This is a genomic window from Jannaschia sp. W003 (assembly GCF_025144335.1).
Lineage (GTDB): Bacteria > Pseudomonadota > Alphaproteobacteria > Rhodobacterales > Rhodobacteraceae > Jannaschia.
The window spans coordinates 2451961-2467470 of record NZ_CP083539.1 but is presented as its reverse complement, the minus strand read 5'-3'; the positions used below and the strand labels follow the sequence as shown (position 1 = coordinate 2467470).

The 15510-nt window shown below is 73.4% G+C and carries 18 protein-coding genes and 4 tRNA genes; 14 read left to right on the top strand and 8 right to left on the bottom strand.

What is annotated here, in order from left to right:
• Positions 1-36: 36 nt before the first annotated feature.
• Positions 37-948, bottom strand: a complete 912-nt coding sequence (locus K3554_RS12130) for a glutaminase (RefSeq protein ID WP_259940601.1) — start codon at positions 946-948, stop codon at positions 37-39.
• A gap of 104 nt (positions 949-1052) precedes the next feature.
• Between K3554_RS12130 and K3554_RS12125 the strand changes: the two genes are divergently transcribed.
• Genes K3554_RS12125 through mmsB form a run of 3 tightly spaced genes read left to right on the top strand, consistent with a single transcriptional unit; the run spans position 1053 to position 4165 of the window.
• Positions 1053-2192 carry an acyl-CoA dehydrogenase family protein gene (locus K3554_RS12125; protein ID WP_259940599.1) on the top strand — a complete coding sequence of 380 codons (1140 nt, stop codon included), beginning with the start codon at positions 1053-1055 and terminating at the stop codon, positions 2190-2192.
• 60 nt (positions 2193-2252) lie between these two features.
• Positions 2253-3296 carry an enoyl-CoA hydratase/isomerase family protein gene (locus K3554_RS12120; RefSeq protein ID WP_259940598.1) on the top strand — a complete coding sequence of 348 codons (1044 nt, stop codon included), beginning with the start codon at positions 2253-2255 and terminating at the stop codon, positions 3294-3296.
• Complete coding sequence (gene mmsB, locus K3554_RS12115) at positions 3293-4165, top strand: 3-hydroxyisobutyrate dehydrogenase (RefSeq protein ID WP_259940597.1); 873 nt, start codon at positions 3293-3295, stop codon at positions 4163-4165. Before K3554_RS12120 ends, mmsB begins: the two co-directional genes overlap by 4 nt.
• An 80-nt stretch (positions 4166-4245) precedes the next feature.
• Here mmsB and K3554_RS12110 read toward each other — a convergent pair.
• From K3554_RS12110 to K3554_RS12100, 3 genes are all read right to left on the bottom strand, one after another.
• Positions 4246-4322 (bottom strand) — tRNA-Asp (locus tag K3554_RS12110).
• A 26-nt stretch (positions 4323-4348) separates the two neighbouring features.
• Positions 4349-4425 (bottom strand) — tRNA-Asp (locus tag K3554_RS12105).
• An 89-nt stretch (positions 4426-4514) separates the two neighbouring features.
• On the bottom strand, positions 4515-4775 hold the full coding sequence (locus K3554_RS12100; RefSeq protein ID WP_259940596.1) for a hypothetical protein: 261 nt from the start codon (positions 4773-4775) through the stop codon (positions 4515-4517).
• A gap of 29 nt (positions 4776-4804) precedes the next feature.
• On the opposite strand from K3554_RS12100, the gene K3554_RS12095 reads away from it, so the two are divergent.
• Complete coding sequence (locus tag K3554_RS12095) at positions 4805-5569, top strand: SDR family NAD(P)-dependent oxidoreductase (protein WP_259940595.1); 765 nt, start codon at positions 4805-4807, stop codon at positions 5567-5569.
• Positions 5570-5677: 108 nt separating this feature from the next.
• On the opposite strand, the gene K3554_RS12090 is transcribed toward K3554_RS12095, so the two are convergent.
• On the bottom strand, positions 5678-6412 hold the full coding sequence (locus tag K3554_RS12090) for a LuxR family transcriptional regulator (RefSeq protein WP_259940594.1): 735 nt from the start codon (positions 6410-6412) through the stop codon (positions 5678-5680).
• 26 nt (positions 6413-6438) lie between these two features.
• Positions 6439-6514, bottom strand: a tRNA-Val gene (locus K3554_RS12085).
• A gap of 136 nt (positions 6515-6650) precedes the next feature.
• Between K3554_RS12085 and K3554_RS12080 the strand changes: the two genes are divergently transcribed.
• Complete coding sequence (locus K3554_RS12080; RefSeq protein ID WP_409197354.1) at positions 6651-7712, top strand: cysteine synthase A; 1062 nt, start codon at positions 6651-6653, stop codon at positions 7710-7712.
• A complete protein-coding gene (locus tag K3554_RS12075) occupies positions 7709-8416 on the top strand; it encodes an alanyl-tRNA editing protein (protein WP_259940592.1) in 708 nt (235 codons plus the stop codon). Before K3554_RS12080 ends, K3554_RS12075 begins: the two co-directional genes overlap by 4 nt.
• A gap of 17 nt (positions 8417-8433) precedes the next feature.
• On the opposite strand, the gene K3554_RS12070 is transcribed toward K3554_RS12075, so the two are convergent.
• Complete coding sequence (locus K3554_RS12070) at positions 8434-8883, bottom strand: outer membrane protein assembly factor BamE (protein ID WP_259940591.1); 450 nt, start codon at positions 8881-8883, stop codon at positions 8434-8436.
• 133 nt (positions 8884-9016) lie between these two features.
• Between K3554_RS12070 and K3554_RS12065 the strand changes: the two genes are divergently transcribed.
• The 8 genes from K3554_RS12065 to K3554_RS12030 all read left to right on the top strand — a co-directional run bounded on the left by K3554_RS12065 (position 9017) and on the right by K3554_RS12030 (position 14737).
• Positions 9017-9559 (top strand): DUF177 domain-containing protein, encoded by a 543-nt coding sequence (locus tag K3554_RS12065; protein WP_259940590.1) that lies wholly within the window; start codon positions 9017-9019, stop codon positions 9557-9559.
• 189 nt (positions 9560-9748) lie between these two features.
• Entirely contained in the window at positions 9749-9952 is a 204-nt protein-coding gene (rpmF, locus tag K3554_RS12060; protein ID WP_259940587.1) for a 50S ribosomal protein L32, read from the top strand.
• Between the two features lie 50 nt (positions 9953-10002).
• Positions 10003-11085 (top strand): phosphate acyltransferase PlsX, encoded by a 1083-nt coding sequence (gene plsX, locus K3554_RS12055; protein ID WP_259940586.1) that lies wholly within the window; start codon positions 10003-10005, stop codon positions 11083-11085.
• A complete protein-coding gene (locus K3554_RS12050) occupies positions 11079-12053 on the top strand; it encodes a beta-ketoacyl-ACP synthase III (RefSeq protein ID WP_259945922.1) in 975 nt (324 codons plus the stop codon). Before plsX ends, K3554_RS12050 begins: the two co-directional genes overlap by 7 nt.
• A gap of 132 nt (positions 12054-12185) precedes the next feature.
• Positions 12186-12503: an integration host factor subunit alpha gene (gene ihfA / locus K3554_RS12045; RefSeq protein WP_259940583.1), complete on the top strand. Its 318-nt coding sequence runs from the start codon at positions 12186-12188 to the stop codon at positions 12501-12503.
• Positions 12500-13477 (top strand): MerR family transcriptional regulator, encoded by a 978-nt coding sequence (locus K3554_RS12040; RefSeq protein ID WP_259940580.1) that lies wholly within the window; start codon positions 12500-12502, stop codon positions 13475-13477. Before ihfA ends, K3554_RS12040 begins: the two co-directional genes overlap by 4 nt.
• 44 nt (positions 13478-13521) lie before the next feature.
• Positions 13522-13598 (top strand) — tRNA-Pro (locus K3554_RS12035).
• Between the two features lie 68 nt (positions 13599-13666).
• Entirely contained in the window at positions 13667-14737 is a 1071-nt protein-coding gene (locus tag K3554_RS12030) for a 2'-deoxycytidine 5'-triphosphate deaminase (RefSeq protein ID WP_259940578.1), read from the top strand.
• On the opposite strand, the gene K3554_RS12025 is transcribed toward K3554_RS12030, so the two are convergent.
• Entirely contained in the window at positions 14734-15492 is a 759-nt protein-coding gene (locus tag K3554_RS12025; protein ID WP_259940576.1) for a DUF3445 domain-containing protein, read from the bottom strand. The two genes, K3554_RS12030 and K3554_RS12025, sit on opposite strands and share 4 nt — an antisense overlap.
• Between the last annotated feature and the right edge of the window lie 18 nt (positions 15493-15510).

Sequence of the window (15510 nt, the reverse complement as noted above, 5' to 3'; positions counted from 1 at the left end):
TGGGGCGCCCCTCGGGGCGCCCCTTTGCGTTTGCGCCTACTCGAACACCGACCAGCCGGTTTCCCGCGCGAGGCGCTCCACCGCGCGCGTGCCCAGTGCCGAGTTGCCGTTGCGGTTGAGCCCAGGCGACCACACCGCCACCGAGGCCCGCCCCGGCGCGATCACGAGGATGCCGCCGCCCACGCCCGACTTGCCCGGAAGGCCCACGCGGTAGGCGAAGTCGCCCGACGCATCGTAGTGCCCGCAGGTCATCATCAGCGCCAGGATGCGCCGCATCCGCGGGGGCGCCACTAAGTGCGGCCCGTCGCCGGCGCCCACCAGGAACCGCCCGGCGAGGGCGAGCTGCACGCATGTCATCTCGATCGCGCACTGGTGGAAGTAGGTGCCGCAGGTCAGCGCCACCGGGTTCACCATGTTGCCGTGCGCGGCCATGAACTCCGCGAGCGCCGTGTTGCGGTGGCCGGTCCGCTGCTCGGAGGCCGCCACCGCCTCGTCGATGTGGATCGCCTCGTCGCCCGAGGCCGCGCGCACGAAGCGCAGCAACTCGCCCAGTACCTCGCGTGGCTGGTGTCCTTCCAGGATCGTATCGGTGACCACCAGCGCGCCCGCGTTGATGAACGGGTTCCGGGGGAGCCCCGCCTCGTGCTCGAGCTGCAGGATCGAGTTGAAGGCGTGCCCCGACGGCTCACGCCCCACCCGCCGCCAGAGCGCGTCGCCTCGCTGCCCGAGCGCGAGGGCGAGCGTGAACACCTTCGACACCGATTGGATCGAGAAGGGCACGCGCGCGTCGCCAGCCGCGTAGAGGCCGCCGTCCGCCGTGGCGACGGCGATGCCGAACCGCGCCGGGTCCACCTTCGCGAGCTCGGGAATGTAGCGCGCCACCGCGCCGCGATCCGTCTCCCCCGCCATCGCGTCCGCGATGGCGTCCACAGTGCCTTGCATGTCCATGGCGCGCCTGTGGGGCGCCGGGGCGCCGGCGGCAAGCCCCCCACTGGCGCGCCCCCGCGGGAGGCGCTATCAATTGAACGACCGTTCAGTTCCGGGGAGGGATCATGGACTTCGCGCTTTCCGAGGAATCCGTCGCCATCTTCGACATGGCCCGCGAGGTCGGCCGCGCCGAGATCGCCCCCCACGCCCGCGAGTGGGAAGCGGCGGGTGACATTCCCCGCGCGCTCTGGCCCAAGCTGGCCGAGCTGGGCTTCGCCGGCCTCTACGTGTCCGAGGAGTCGGGCGGCTCGGGTCTATCGCGGCTGGACGCCACGCTGGTGTTCGAGGCGCTGTCCATGGCGTGCCCCTCAACGGCGGCCTTCCTGTCGATCCACAACATGTGCGCCAAGATGATCGACGGCTTCGGCTCCCCGGGGCTAAAGGACCGCTACCTCGCCAAGGCGCTCACGGCCGAGACGTTCCTGTCCTACTGCCTGACCGAGCCCGGCTCGGGCTCGGACGCCGCCGCTCTCAAGACCCGGGCCGAGCGCACCAACGAGGGCTGGCGCCTCACGGGCACCAAGGCGTTCATCTCGGGCGGCGGTTATTCCGACGCCTACGTCGTCATGGCCCGCTCCGGCGAGGCGGGGCCGAAGGGCATCTCGGCCTTCGTGGTCGAGGACGGCACCGACGGCCTCAGCTTCGGCGGGCTGGAGGACAAGATGGGCTGGCGCTCGCAGCCCACCCGGCAGGTGCAGCTCGACGGCGCGCCGATCCCCGCGGGCAACCTGCTGGGCGAGGAGGGCCATGGCTTCCGCTACGCCATGGCCGGCCTCGACGGCGGGCGGCTCAACATCGCGGCCTGCTCGCTGGGCGCCGCGCAGCAGGCCATGGACCAGACCGTCGCCTACATGCGCGAGCGGCAGGCCTTCGGGCGCCCCATCGCCGAGTTCCAAGCGCTCCAGTTCCGCCTCGCGGACATGGAGATCGAGCTGGAGGCGGCGCGCGTGTTCCTGCGCCAGGCGGCGTGGAAGCTGGACCACGGCGCGCCCGATGCGACGAAGCACTGCGCCATGGCCAAGAAGATGGTGACCGAGGTCGGCTCGCGCGTCGTGGACGGCTGCCTCCAGCTGCATGGCGGCTACGGGTATCTGGCCGACTACGGGATCGAGAAGCTGAGCCGCGACTTGCGGGTGCACCAGATCCTGGAGGGCACGAACGAGATCATGCGGATGATCGTGGCGCGGCAGATGCTGGCGGCGTGACGTCCCGGGGGCTCTGCCCCCGGACCCCCGAGATATTTACGGCCAGAGGAAGAACGGACCTTGAGCGACGAGATACACGTGCGCGTCGAGGGGCGCGCGGGGCGGATCACGCTGGATCGGCCGAAGGCGCTCAACGCGCTGACCCACGCGATGTGCCTGGCGATAGAGCAGGCGCTCGATGCATGGCGCGACGACGACGCGGTGGCCGCGGTGGTGATCGACGGGGCCGGGGACCGGGCCTTCTGTGCGGGCGGCGACATCACCGCGATGCACGCCGCCGGGCTGCGGGGCGAGTGGCGCTACGGGCAGGACTTCTGGCGCGACGAATACCGGATGAACCGCAAGCTGTTCCACTTCCCCAAGCCCGTGGTCGCGTTCCTCCACGGCTTCACAATGGGCGGCGGCGTCGGCGTCGGCTGCCACGCCTCGCACCGGGTGGTGAACGACACGAGCCGCATCGCGATGCCGGAATGCGGCATCGGGCTGGTGCCGGACGTCGGCGGCTCGCTCTGGCTCGCGCGCGCGCCGGGACGGCTGGGCGAGTTCCTCGGGGTCACGGGCTATCGCATGGGACCGGGCGACGCGATCCACGCGGGGTTCGCGGACTTCAACGCGCCCGGCGACTGGGAGGCGCTGAAGGCACGGCTGTGCGAGACGGGCGACCCGTCGGTGGTGGATGCCGCCTCCGCCGCGCCGCCCGAGGCGCCCCTCGCCGCGTGGCAGGCGGAGATCGACCGGCTCTTCGCGGGCGAGACGCTGGGCGACATCGCTCGCGGGCTGGCGGGCGAGGAGGGTCCTGCGGCTACCCATGCGCGCGAGGCGATGGCGCGGAACGCGCCGCTCTCGATGGCCTGCGCGGTGGAGATCATCCACCGGCTCGGCGACGACCCCACCATCGAGCGCGCGCTGGCGCAGGAGTTTCGCTTCACCTACCGCGCGCTGGAGCACGGCGACTTCGTCGAGGGCATCCGCGCGCAGGTGATCGACAAGGACCGCGACCCGAAGTGGCGCCACGACGGCCCCGAGGCCGTCGCCCGTGCCGAGGTCGTGCGGATGCTGATGCCGCTGGGCGCGGACGGACTGAACTGGGAGGACGAGGCATGAAGGTCGGTTTCATCGGTCTGGGCAACATGGGCGGCCCCATGGCCCGCAACCTCGCGCGCGAGGGCCACGCGGTGCGCGGCTTCGACCTCGCCGCGCCAATGCCCAAGGGGGTGGAGAAGGCCGCGTCGGCGGCCGAGGTGGCGCAGGGCGCGGAGGTGGTCATCACCATGCTGCCGAACGGCGACATCCTGCGGAAGGTCGCGGACGAAGTGGTGCCCGCGATGGAGGCGGGGGCGATCCTGCTGGACTGCTCCACCGTCGACGTGGAGAGCGCGCGCGCCGTGGCCGCGCAGTGCGAGGAACGGGGCTGCGGCTTCCTCGACGCCCCCGTCTCGGGCGGGATCGGCGGCGCCGACGCGGGCACGCTGACCTTCATGGTCGGCGGCGCGGCGGACGCGCTGGAGCGGGCGAGGCCGCTGCTCGACATCATGGGCGGGCGCACCGTGCACTGCGGCGACGCGGGGAACGGGCAGGCGGCCAAGATCTGCAACAACATGATCCTCGGCGCGACCATGGCCGTGACTTGCGAGGCCTTCGCGCTGGCCGACAAGCTGGGGCTCGACCGGCAGGCGATGTACGACGTCGCGTCCACTTCGTCGGGGCAGTCCTGGTCGCTAACCACCTACTGTCCGGCGCCCGGCGTGGGGCCGAAGTCGCCCTCAGACAACGACTACCGACCGGGCTTCGCGGCGGAGTTGATGCTCAAGGATCTCGGACTCGCGATCCGGGCCGCCGAGGCGGCCGGGGCGGTCGTGCCGGTGGGCGAGGAGGCCATGCGCCAGTATCGCCAGTTCGTCGAGGACGAGGACGGGCGGGGCCGGGACTTCTCGGCGATGCTGCCGCGACTGGCGGCGAAGGCGCTCGGCTGACGGCGTGGGGGGCGGCGAACGACGTCGCCCCCCGCGCGGACGCACCGCGCCGAAGCGCATCATCCGGAATGGGGGGTGAGTGGCGCGGTTGACGGGGCTCGAACCCGCGACCCCCGGCGTGACAGGCCGGTACTCTAACCAACTGAGCTACAACCGCGCATCACGGCGGGAACGGGTGGGCGGTGGCGCGGTTGACGGGGCTCGAACCCGCGACCCCCGGCGTGACAGGCCGGTACTCTAACCAACTGAGCTACAACCGCGCAGCGCCCGCCGTTCCCGGCGTGGGGGCGGGATAGGGAACGGGCCGGGGCGCGTCAAGCGGCAAAGGCGCCGCCAAGCACCGCCGCCCTCACTCCGCGGCGCCGGCGTCGCGCAGCGCCGCCGTGGCGGCCGCGAGGGCCTCGCGCTGGGCGCGCGGCGCGTCCGGTCCGAGTGCCTCCTCGGCCAGCGCGACGAGTTGCGCCGCGCAGTCGATAGCCAGCCACCCGGCGGACGTGCCGCCGCCCCCCACGGCGCGGACCGCATCGAGCACCGCGACGCCCAGCAGCGTTCCGCCACGTGGATCGACGGCGCGGGCAAGCGTCCGCGCTTGCGGCTCGGGCGCGTTCACGAGACGCTCCGCGCCGGGAGGGACGGCTCATGGAATCGGAACGCATCGCCGTGGTCACGGGCGCGGCGCGGGGCATCGGCCTCGCCACCGCGCGGCTGCTCGCGGCGGACGGAGCGCGCGTGCGGATGCTCGACATCGACGGCGAGGAACTGGCCCGCGCCGTGGGCGAGGTGCCCGGCGCGACCGCGCATGCGTGCGACGTCGGCGACCCCGACGCCGTGGCCGCGTTCGCCGCGGACTGCCCGCGGGTCGACGCGCTGGTGAACAACGCCGGCCTCGCGGACTTCGGCCCGATCGAGGACACGACGTTCGAGCGCTGGCGCGCGGTGATGCGCACCAACCTCGACGGCCCGTTCCTCGTGACCCAGGCCCTCCTGCCGGCGCTGAAGGCCGCGCGGGGCGCGGTGGTCAACATCGCCTCGATCTCGGCGCTGCGGGCCTCGACGCTGCGGGTGGCCTACGGCACCTCGAAGGCGGGCATCGCCCATCTCGCCGCGCAGCAGGCCGTGGAGCTGGGCGAGCACGGCATCCGGGTCAACTGCGTCTGCCCCGGACCGGTGCGCACCAAGCTGGCGATGGCGGTGCACACCCCGGACATCATCGACGCCTACCACGACGCGATCCCGCTGGGCCGCTACGGCAACGAGACCGAGATCGCCGAGGCGATCCGCTGGCTTCTCTCGCCGGCGGCGTCCTTCGTGACGGGGCAGCGACTGGCGGTGGACGGGGGCTTCGAGGCGACCGGGATCGGGCTTCCCGCGTTGCGGGACGGACGGCGGGGCGCGACGGACTGAACGAATTCGCATCGGGGCATACAACCGTAAGGGAACGGCGAGACCCATAGAGGATGCGCCCCGCCGCGTCTGTCACGCGGATGGGGGACATTCGCGAGAAACCTCGCCTCAACCGGAGCGGACCAGTCCCGCCTCCACGGCGCGCACCGCCGCGGTGGTGCGGTCCCGCACGCCGAGCTTGGCGAAGATGCGCCGGACCAGCGTGTCGACGGTGTGGGCGGACACGCCGATCTCGCGGGCGATGGCGGCGTTGCTGAGCCCGCGCACGAGCCATTGCAGGACCTCGCGCTCGCGGGCCGACAGGTCGCCGAGCGGCTCGCGCGTGTCGGGCACCAGCTCCAGCAGGCGCAGGTGCGCCATCTGTGCGGCCGCGTAGATCTCGAAGATCTCGCCCGGTTCGGGCTGACGCGGCTCCGCGCCGAAGCCGAGGCCCACGTAGCCGTGGCGCCCGCGCGGGCCGTGCACGCGGAAGCTAAGGCCGTCGCGCACGCCGACGGCGGCGGCCCCCTCGATCACCGCGCGCTGGGCGCGGGTGAGGTCCGTCAGCGCGGGGATGTCGCGCCACAGGAACGGCCGGCCGAGGGCGGTGGCCAGCGGGACCGAGGGATCGTCGCGGTCCCAGCGGTTGCGGTAGAAGGCGATCGCCCAGGCGCGCGGGTAGCCGTGGTTCCGGTGCGCGTGCCCGCGGCGGTTCAGGAGAGCGTCGGCCCAGCCGCCCACGGCGCGGTAGTGCACGAAGGGAACGTCCCGGCTCGCGGCGAAGCGCAGGGCCGCGCGCCAGAGATGCCCCACGCTTTGCGCCCCCGCGCAGGCGTCGAGGAAGTGGCCGATCGGCTCTCTCATGGCGTGCACCCGGGTAGGGCTGTGCATGGTGGGTGGTGAGGGGTTCGAACCCCCGACATCCTCGGTGTAAACGAGACGCTCTACCAGCTGAGCTAACCACCCCTCCGGCGCATTCTACCGCCGCCGGCGGCACGGCGGCAAGCGGGGCGTGCGCCTTGCGGGGTCGGGGGGCGGCCGCTATCCCCGGTGCGTCTCCTCCCCGGCCGAAGGCGTAGTCCCCGTGTCCCAATCCGACCGCATCGTTCCCGCCACGCGCCCCGTCGAGGTCGCGCCCGGCCCACGCCATCCCGACCTCGCCGCCGCCATCGGCAACACGCCCCTGATCCGCCTCCGGGGGGCGTCCGAGGCGACCGGCTGCGAGATCCTGGGCAAGTGCGAGTTCCTGAACCCCGGCCAGTCGGTGAAGGACCGCGCGGCCCTCTTCATCATCCGCGACGCGGTGGCGCGCGGCGCGCTGCGCCCCGGCGGCACGATCGTGGAAGGCACCGCCGGCAACACCGGCATCGGGCTGGCACTGGTGGGCGCGTCGATGGGCTTCCGCTCGGTGGTGGTGATCCCCGAGACGCAGAGCCGTGAGAAGAAGGACATGATCCGCCTCGCCGGGGCGGAGCTGGTCGAGGTGCCCGCGGTGCCCTACCGCGACCCGAACAACTACGTGAAGTACTCGGGCCGCCTGGCCGAGCGGCTGGCCCAGTCCGAGCCGGGCGGCGCGATCTGGGCCAACCAGTTCGACAACACCGCCAACCGCCAGGCCCACGTCGAGACCACGGGGCCGGAGATCTGGGCGCAGACCGATGGCCAGGTGGACGGGTTCATCTGCGCCGTCGGCTCGGGCGGAACGCTCGCGGGCGTGGGCATGGCGCTGCAGCCCAACGGCGTGAAGGTCGGGCTGTCGGACCCCTACGGCTCGGCGCTGTGGAAGTACTACACCCAAGGCGAGCTGGGCGCCGAGGGCGGCTCGATCACGGAAGGCATCGGGCAGGGGCGCATCACCGCCAACCTCGAGGGCTTCATGCCGGACTTCGCCTGCCGCGTGGACGACCGCACCGCAGTGGAGATCGTTTTCGACCTGCTGGAGAACGAGGGGCTGTGCCTCGGCGGCTCGTCGGGGATCAACGTCGGCGGCGCCATGACCATGGCCCGCGAGATGGGGCCGGGGCACACGATCGTGACGATCCTGTGCGACTACGGCACGCGCTACCAGTCCAAGCTGTTCGATCCGGCGTTCCTGCGGTCCAAGGACCTGCCGGTGCCGCGGTGGCTGGAAGGCGGGCGGTCGGTTCCGGAGGTCTTCGCGTGACCGACGCCCTCTACGTGGCGGACCCCTACCTCAAGACCGCCCCGGCCCGCGTCGAGGCGATCACCGAGGAGGGCGGCGTGGTCCTGGACCGCACCATCTTCTACGCGCGCGGCGGCGGGCAGCCGGGCGATTCGGGGCGCATCGCCTGGGAGGGCGGCGTGTGCGAGGTCGGCAGCGCCGTGCGCGGCGCGGACGGGCGCATCGCCCACGTGCCCGCGGAGCCGGTGGTACTGCCGCCCGTGGGCGCGGACGTGGAGATGCGCCTCGACTGGGAACGGCGGCACCGCCACATGCGGATGCACACCGCGCTGCACCTCCTGTCGGTGGTCGTGCCGCTGCCCGTCACCGGCGGCCAGATCGGCGCCGAGAAGTCGCGGCTCGACTTCGACATGCCCGAGCCGACCATCACGCCCGAGTTCGTGCAGGCCAAGCTCACCACGCTGATCGCGCAGGACCATCCCGTCACCGCGGAGTGGATCGACGAGGCGGAGCTGGACCGCAATCCGGGGCTGGTGAAGACGCTGCGGGTGCAGCCGCCCCGGGGCGCGGGGCGCATCCGGCTGGTGCGCATCGGGGACGGCGTCGACCTGCAGCCCTGCGGCGGAACCCACGTGCGCTCGACGGCCGAGATCGGCATCCTGCGCGTCGGCAAGTTCGCCAGCAAGGGCCGCGGCAACCGCCGCATCCCCATCACGCTCGCCTGAGGGGGGGCAGGGGGCGCTCAGTTGGCGTCGGCCAGCGCCTCGCCCACGTCCACCCGCCCGAGGTTGCGCAGCAGCTGCTGCAGGAGGCCGAAGTCGCGGATCGTGCTCGTGGTCACGCGCCGCGAGAGGGGGACCACGCGCCCCGCCTCCAGGCCGAACCGCTCCACGTTCCGCAGCCGCCCGTCGGGCGCGAACGAGATCGCCACCACCTCGCGCCGGATCGGCACGGGCGCCGAGGGCCCGAACTGCCGCCGCCGCTCCTCGACGTAGTACCAGGTGTCCGCGCCCAGCACGCCGGCGGCCGAGGGACGGCCCACCGCGCCCTCCACAGTCTCGCGCGTGTCGGCCCCGATCCGCAGCCGCGCGAGCTGGTCCGGGTCGGGCGCGTAGCCGTGGTTGCGGAACGTGGGCGCGCACGCGGCGAGGGCGGCGAGCGCGAGCGCGGCGGCGATGGTCCTCGGGTGCATGGGCGACCCTTCCGTTTCCCCCGCCCGTTGCGGGCGGCCTCGATTTCCCGCATGGCTTACGCGGGCGGCCGGAGCGGGTCCAGACCGTGCCGCCGCCGCCATCGCCCGAGACCACCCAGAGCCGGACCCCACCATGAAATCCGTCGTCTCCCATCCGCTCCGCCTCGCCGACCTGCCGAACCGCCGCCCCACGGCGTTCCGCCTCGTGCCCGAGGGCGCCGAGCTCGCGGCGCTGGCCGAACGCCTCGGCGTGGACGCCATCCGGAAGGTGCGTCTCGAGGGCACGCTGGCGCCCGGGCCGGGCCGCGACTGGACGCTTGATGCGCAGCTCGGCGCCACGGTGGTGCAGCCCTGCCGCGTCACCACCGAGCCCGTGGTCACGCGCATCGAGGAGCGCATCGCGCGCCGCTACGCCGCGGACTGGCAGGAGCCGGGCGAGGGCGAGACCGAGACCCCCGACGAGGACGTGGAGCCGGTGCCGGCTGTGCTCGACCTGGGCCTCGTGCTGGAGGAGGAGATCGCCCTCGGCGTGCCCGACTTCCCGCGCGCCCCCGAGGCCGACGCCCTCGACCTGGAGGCGCGCCCGGCCGGGGCGGAGCCGATCGAGGCGGAGCGCCGCAGGCCCTTCGCGGGTCTCGCCGACCTGCGCCGCCGCATGGACGGCGAGGAGGAGTAGCGTGCGGGCGCGCGGCCTTTCCGCAGGGCGTTCGCCTTGCGCCCGGCGGGAATCGGTGTATGACGCGCGCTTCGCCGTGGGCCCCGTCCCGCGGCCCGAAATCGCTGGACCCTGCGGCACCGCGCCACTAGGGAACCCGGAACGCAGCATCGAGGCCGGACGCCGGCCGCCCAGCCCGAGGACATCGACATGGCCGTCCCGCAGAACAAGGTCACCCGCTCGCGCCGCAACATGCGCCGCGCCCACGATCACCTGGTGCCCGGCAACCCCGCCGAGTGCCCGAACTGCGGCGAGCTCAAGCGCCCGCACCATGTGTGCGGCGCCTGTGGCCACTACGCGGATCGCGAGGTCGTCGCCGCCGACACGGTCGAGCTGGACGACGACGCGGCCTGAGGCCGCAGGGTCGATGACCCACGCACGCACACCCATCGGGGCGCCGCGCGATGACCGCTGACGGCGCCCCTTCCGTCTCCGGCGAAGGCCGCCGCGGCGTGCTGTCGGTCGACGCCATGGGCGGCGACCTCGGCCCCGAGGCGGTGGTGGCCGGACTGGCGAAGGCCGTGCGCGCGAATCCCGCGATGCGCGTCCTCCTCCACGGCCCCGAGGACGAACTGCGCCGCCTCGTGGCGCGCCGCCGGGGCCTGTCCGATCACGTGACCTTCCGCGACGCGCAGGGCGTCGTCTCCATGACGGACAAGCCTGGGCAGGTGCTGCGCAACGGCAAGGACACCTCGATGTGGTCCGCCGTGGAGGCCGTGCGCGCCGGCGAGGCCGAGGTCTGCGTGTCCTGCGGCAACACCGGCGCCCTCATGGCCATCAGCACGATCCGCCTGCGCAAGCTGCCCGGCGTGGCGCGCCCCGCGATCGCCTGCCTCTGGCCGTCGCGGAACCCCGCGGGCTTCAACGTGGTGCTCGACGTGGGCGCCGACATCCGCGCCGACGCCGAGGACCTCCTGCGCTACGCCCTCATGGGCATGAGCTACGCCCGCAACGGCCTCGGCCTCGAGCGCCCGCGCGTCGGGCTGCTCAACGTCGGCACCGAGGAGCACAAAGGCCGCCCCGAGCTGCGCGAGGCCCACGACCGCATCGAGGCCCTGGCCGAGGCCAACGACTTCGCCTTCGTCGGCTTCGTGGAGGGCGGCGACATCCCCTCGGATGGCGTGGACGTGATCGTGACCGACGGCTTCACCGGCAACGTCGCCCTCAAGACCGGCGAGGGCACGGCGCGCTTCGTGCGCGACATGGTGGGCGAGGCGTTCCGCGCGGGCCCGCTCTCGAAGCTGGGCGCGCTCCTGTCGATGCGCGGGCTGAACGCCATGCGCGCCCGGATCGACCCGCGCCGCGTGAACGGCGGCGTATTCCTTGGGCTGAACGGCACGGTGGTCAAATCCCACGGCTCCTCGGACGAGACCGGCGTGGCCGCGGCCGTGGGCCTTGCCTGGGACCTGAGTTGCTCGGAGTTCTCGGACCGCCTGCGCGCCCGCGTGACGCAGGCGACCGGCACCATGGCCGAGGCCGAATCGTGATCCGCGCCCGCGTCGCCGGGGTCGGGCACTACCTGCCCGAGCGGGTCGTCCCGAACGACTGGTTCGCGACCTTCCTGCCCACCTCCGACGAGTGGATCCGCTCGCGCACCGGCATCGAGCGCCGCCACTTCGCCGCTGAGGGCGAGCACACCTCGGACCTCGCCGCCGCCGCGGCCCGCGCCACGCTGGAGGACGCGGGGATGGACGTGGACGCCGTCGACGCGATCGTGGTGGCGACCTCCACCCCCGACCTCACCTTCCCGGCCACCGCCACCATCGTGCAGCAAAAGCTCGGCATGACCCGCGGCTTCGCCTTCGACGTGCAGGCGGTCTGCGCGGGCTTCATCTACGCGCTCGCGAACGCCTCCGCCCTGATCGCCTCGGGGCAGGCGGAGCGGGTGCTGGTGATCGGCGCGGAGACCTTCAGCCGCATCCTCAACTGGGAGGACCGCACCACCTGCGTGCTGTTCGGCGACGGCGCCGGCGCGGTGGTGATGGAGGCGTACGAGGGGGAGGGCACCAGCGCCGACCGCGGCATCCTCGCCACCGACCTGCACAGCGACGGGCGCTACCGCGAGATCCTGCAGGTCTCGGGCGGCGTGTCCGCCTCGCGCACCACCGGCCACCTGATGATGGCCGGCAAGGAGGTGTTCCGCCACGCCGTCGAGAAGCTGTCGGCCTCGACCCTCGCGGTGCTGGACAAGGCCGGCGTCGGCATCGACGAGGTCGACCGCGTGGTGCCGCACCAGGCGAACATCCGCATCATCCGGCGCACCGCCGAGAAGCTGAACCTGCCGATGGACCGCGTGGTGGTCACCGTGCATGACCACGGCAACACCTCGGCCGCCTCGATCCCCCTGGCCATGTCGGTGGCCGCGGCCCGCGGCGAGCTGCGCCGGGGCGAGATGGTCGTGACCGAGGCGATCGGCGGCGGCCTCGCCTGGGGCGCGGTGGCGCTGCGCTGGTAGGCGCGCGCCGGGAGGCCCCGAAACACGCCGACGGGGAGGATCGGGGTGACGCCCGGCGTTGACATGCGCTAGGAGCGCGCCGATCAAGGTCGCGAGACACTGCCACGATCGACTGCATCTAGGAGAGTTGCGATGGCCGGCAAGACACTCACGCGGATGGACCTGACCGAAGCCGTGTTCCGGGAGGTCGGTCTCTCGCGCAACGAGAGCGCCTCGCTGGTCGCATCGGTTCTGGATCACGTCTCCGATGCCCTCGTGGAGGGCGAGCAGGTCAAGATCAGCTCCTTCGGGACCTTCTCGACCCGCGACAAGTCGGCCCGCGTCGGCCGCAACCCCAAGACCGGCGAGGAGGCGCCCATCCCGCCCCGCCGCGTGCTGACCTTCCGCCCCAGCCACCTGATGAAGGATCGCGTGGCGGCCGGGAACGCGGAAGACAAGAGCCAGGCTTGAGCCGCGCTCCCGAGAAGTCCGACGGCGCGTTCCGCACCATCCGCGAGGTCGCGGACTGGCTCGGCGTGCCCACCCACGTGCTGCGGTTCTGGGAATCGAAGTTCGAGCACGTCTCGCCCGTGAAGGGCGCGGGCGGGCGCCGCTACTACCGTCCCGAGGACATGCGCCTGCTCGGCGGGATCAAGGTGCTGCTGCACGACCAGGGCCAGACCATTCGCGGCGTCGCGCAGAAGATCGTGGACGAGGGGGTGGAGCCGGTTATGGCCCTCGCGCCCTCGCTCGACGGACCCGAGGCCGCGCAACGCACCCGCCGCGTGATCCGCGAGGGCGACCGCGACGTGGCTCGGGACGGGGGCCGCGTGGTGCCGTTCGGACGCCCGCCCGCCGCGCCCGTGGACGAGGCGCAGCCCGACGTGCCCGCCGATCTCGACGCGGCGCCCGGCCCGGCGCCGGGCGAGGTGCCCGAGCCCGCGCCCGCGCCCGTGCCGCCCGAGATGCCCGACGCCCCGCCGCAGCCCGACGCGCTGCCCGAGGAACCGGACGTCGCGGAGCGCGCGCCCGCCGACGTGTCCGTCGCGCCGCAGCCCGAGGACGTCTCCTCGCCGGAGGACGGTATCGCGCCACCCCAGCCCGTCGATCCCGCGGAGACCGACGGCGAGGGTGGGCCGCCGCAACCCCAGGACCCTTCCGAGATCGAGGGCGACGCCGGCCCGCCCCAGCCCGTGGACCTGCCGGACGAGGCGCTCGAACCCGCGCCGGCGCCCGAGCCGTTCGAGGCCGACCCTCCCGCGCCGCCCCCCGTAGACGCGGTCGCAGAACCTGCTCCGCGCCCCATCCGCGAGGTCGCGCCGACGGCCGCCGCGCTGATGCTCGTGCGCGGGGCCGCGGGCTGTCGCGATCCCCGCCGCCTTCGCCGCATCGCGCGCCGCTTGCGCGGGCTGGCCGAGGAAATCGCGGAGGACATCGACGCCTGAACGGGGTTGCGCCCGCCGCGCGAGCGGGTAAGTAGCCCCCCAGTCGGGCTATGGCGCAGCCTGGTAGCGCGTCCGTCTGGGGGACGGAAGGTCGCAGGTTCGAGTCCTGCTAGCCCGACCAACGCAACGCCTCTCCCCTGCCGGGGCGGGGCGTTTCGCGTATCCGGGGCAGGGCTTCGGAGGCCCTTCGTGACCGATCACCCGACCGGCGTTCTCGCCTCCCAGCAGATCGAGGCCCTCGTCGCCTCCGGTGCCATCGCGATGCCCGAGGCCGACGCGGGACAGGTCCAGCCCGCCTCGCTGGACCTGCGCCTCGGCGACGTGGCCTACCGGGTGCGCGCCTCGTTCCTGCCCGGCGAGGGGCGGCGGCTCGTGGATCGCCTGCCGGAGTTCGAGATGCACCGCTTCGCGCTCGAAGGCGGCGCGGTGCTGGAGAAGGGCTGCGTCTACCTCGTGCCCCTGCGCGAGGGGCTGGCGCTGCCCGGCACCCTATCGGCCGTGGCCAACGCCAAGTCGTCCACTGGCCGGCTCGACCTCCTGACGCGGACGGTGACCGACGGCGGCACCGAGTTCGACCGCGTGCCCGCCGGCTATCACGGCCCGCTCTACGCCGAGATCTGCCCCCGGAGCTTCTCGGTGCTCGTGCGCCCCGGCATGCGCCTCAACCAGATCCGCTTCCGCGCCGGCCGCGCGGCGCTCGACGACGTGGAGCTGCGCGCGCTCCACGCCGAGACCCCTTTGGTGGACGGCACGCCGGTGATCGACGGCGGGCTGGGCTTCTCGGTCGACCTCGAGGCCCCCGATGGGCTCGTGGGGTGGCGCGCCAAGCCCCATGCGGGGGTCGTCGACCTCGACCGGATCGGGCACTACCCGCCCGCCGACTTTTGGGAGCCGGTGCGCGCCCAGGGGGGCACGGTGGTACTGGACCCGGGCGCCTTCTACATCCTCGTCAGCCGCGAGGCCGTCGCGATCCCGCCGACGCACGCCGCCGAGATGGCGCCCTACCTCGCCATGGTGGGCGAGTTCCGCGTCCACTACGCCGGCTTCTTCGACCCCGGCTTCGGGTACGGGGCCCCCGCGCGGGGCGTCCTGGAGGTGCGATGCCACGAGGCGCCCTTCGCGCTGGAGCACGGGCAGGTCGTGGGGCGGCTCGTCTACGAGCGCATGAGCGCCGTGCCCCGCGCGCTCTACGGCGAGGGGATCGCCTCGAACTACCAGGGGCAGGGGCTGAAGCTGTCGAAGCACTTCGCCGCGCCCTAGGCCGCGAAGCGCACCGGGCACCCCTCGCGCTGCGCGGGCGTCAGCGCCTCGGGCCGCACGACCCAGGTGTGGACCGCGAACAGGATCGCGCCCGTTCGGGGCAGCTTCAGCACGGTCTGCCGCTCGCAGCGCAGGAACGGCACGCTGCCTTCCCGCTTCGGCGCGGCCTCGGTGCGCGGCTGATGCAGCGCCGCGTCGCGATATCCCAGCGCGTTGGCCCGCCACATGGGCCGCCCAGGCGGCGCGCGGTCGAACAGGCGCGCGACCTTCGCGGCCAGCGCCGCGTCGTACGACGGCACGGGGGCGTGGATGCGCCCCATCGGGCGGCCGATCTTCTCGGCCAGCGTCCACGACGCGGGAAAGCACAGGAGGCCGGCGCGCAGCACCCATTCGGCCGCGTCCCGCTCCAGCACGAGCATGTCCTCCTGCACCAGCGCCGCGAACGTGGGCAGCGGCGCGCCCACGGCCACGGTCCGCCCGTCCGGGCAATGCACCCGGTCCCTCTCGCGCACGAACCCCTCCGGCAGCGCCGCGAGCACCGCCTCCAGCGCCTCGGCCTGCGCCGCCTCGGAGCCGGGCAGACCGGCCATCACCGCCGCGGGCCGCTCCGCCACCAGCCGCGCGCGCTCCGCCATTTGCGCGGCGTAGGCTTCGTCCACCACCACCCACGGCCCCTCCACGGGCAGCATCCCCGGCATCCGGGCGAGGGCCGGGTCGCTCCACGGGGTGAAGGGCAGGCGGGTCTGCAGGATCACGGGGCCTCTCGTGTCGCT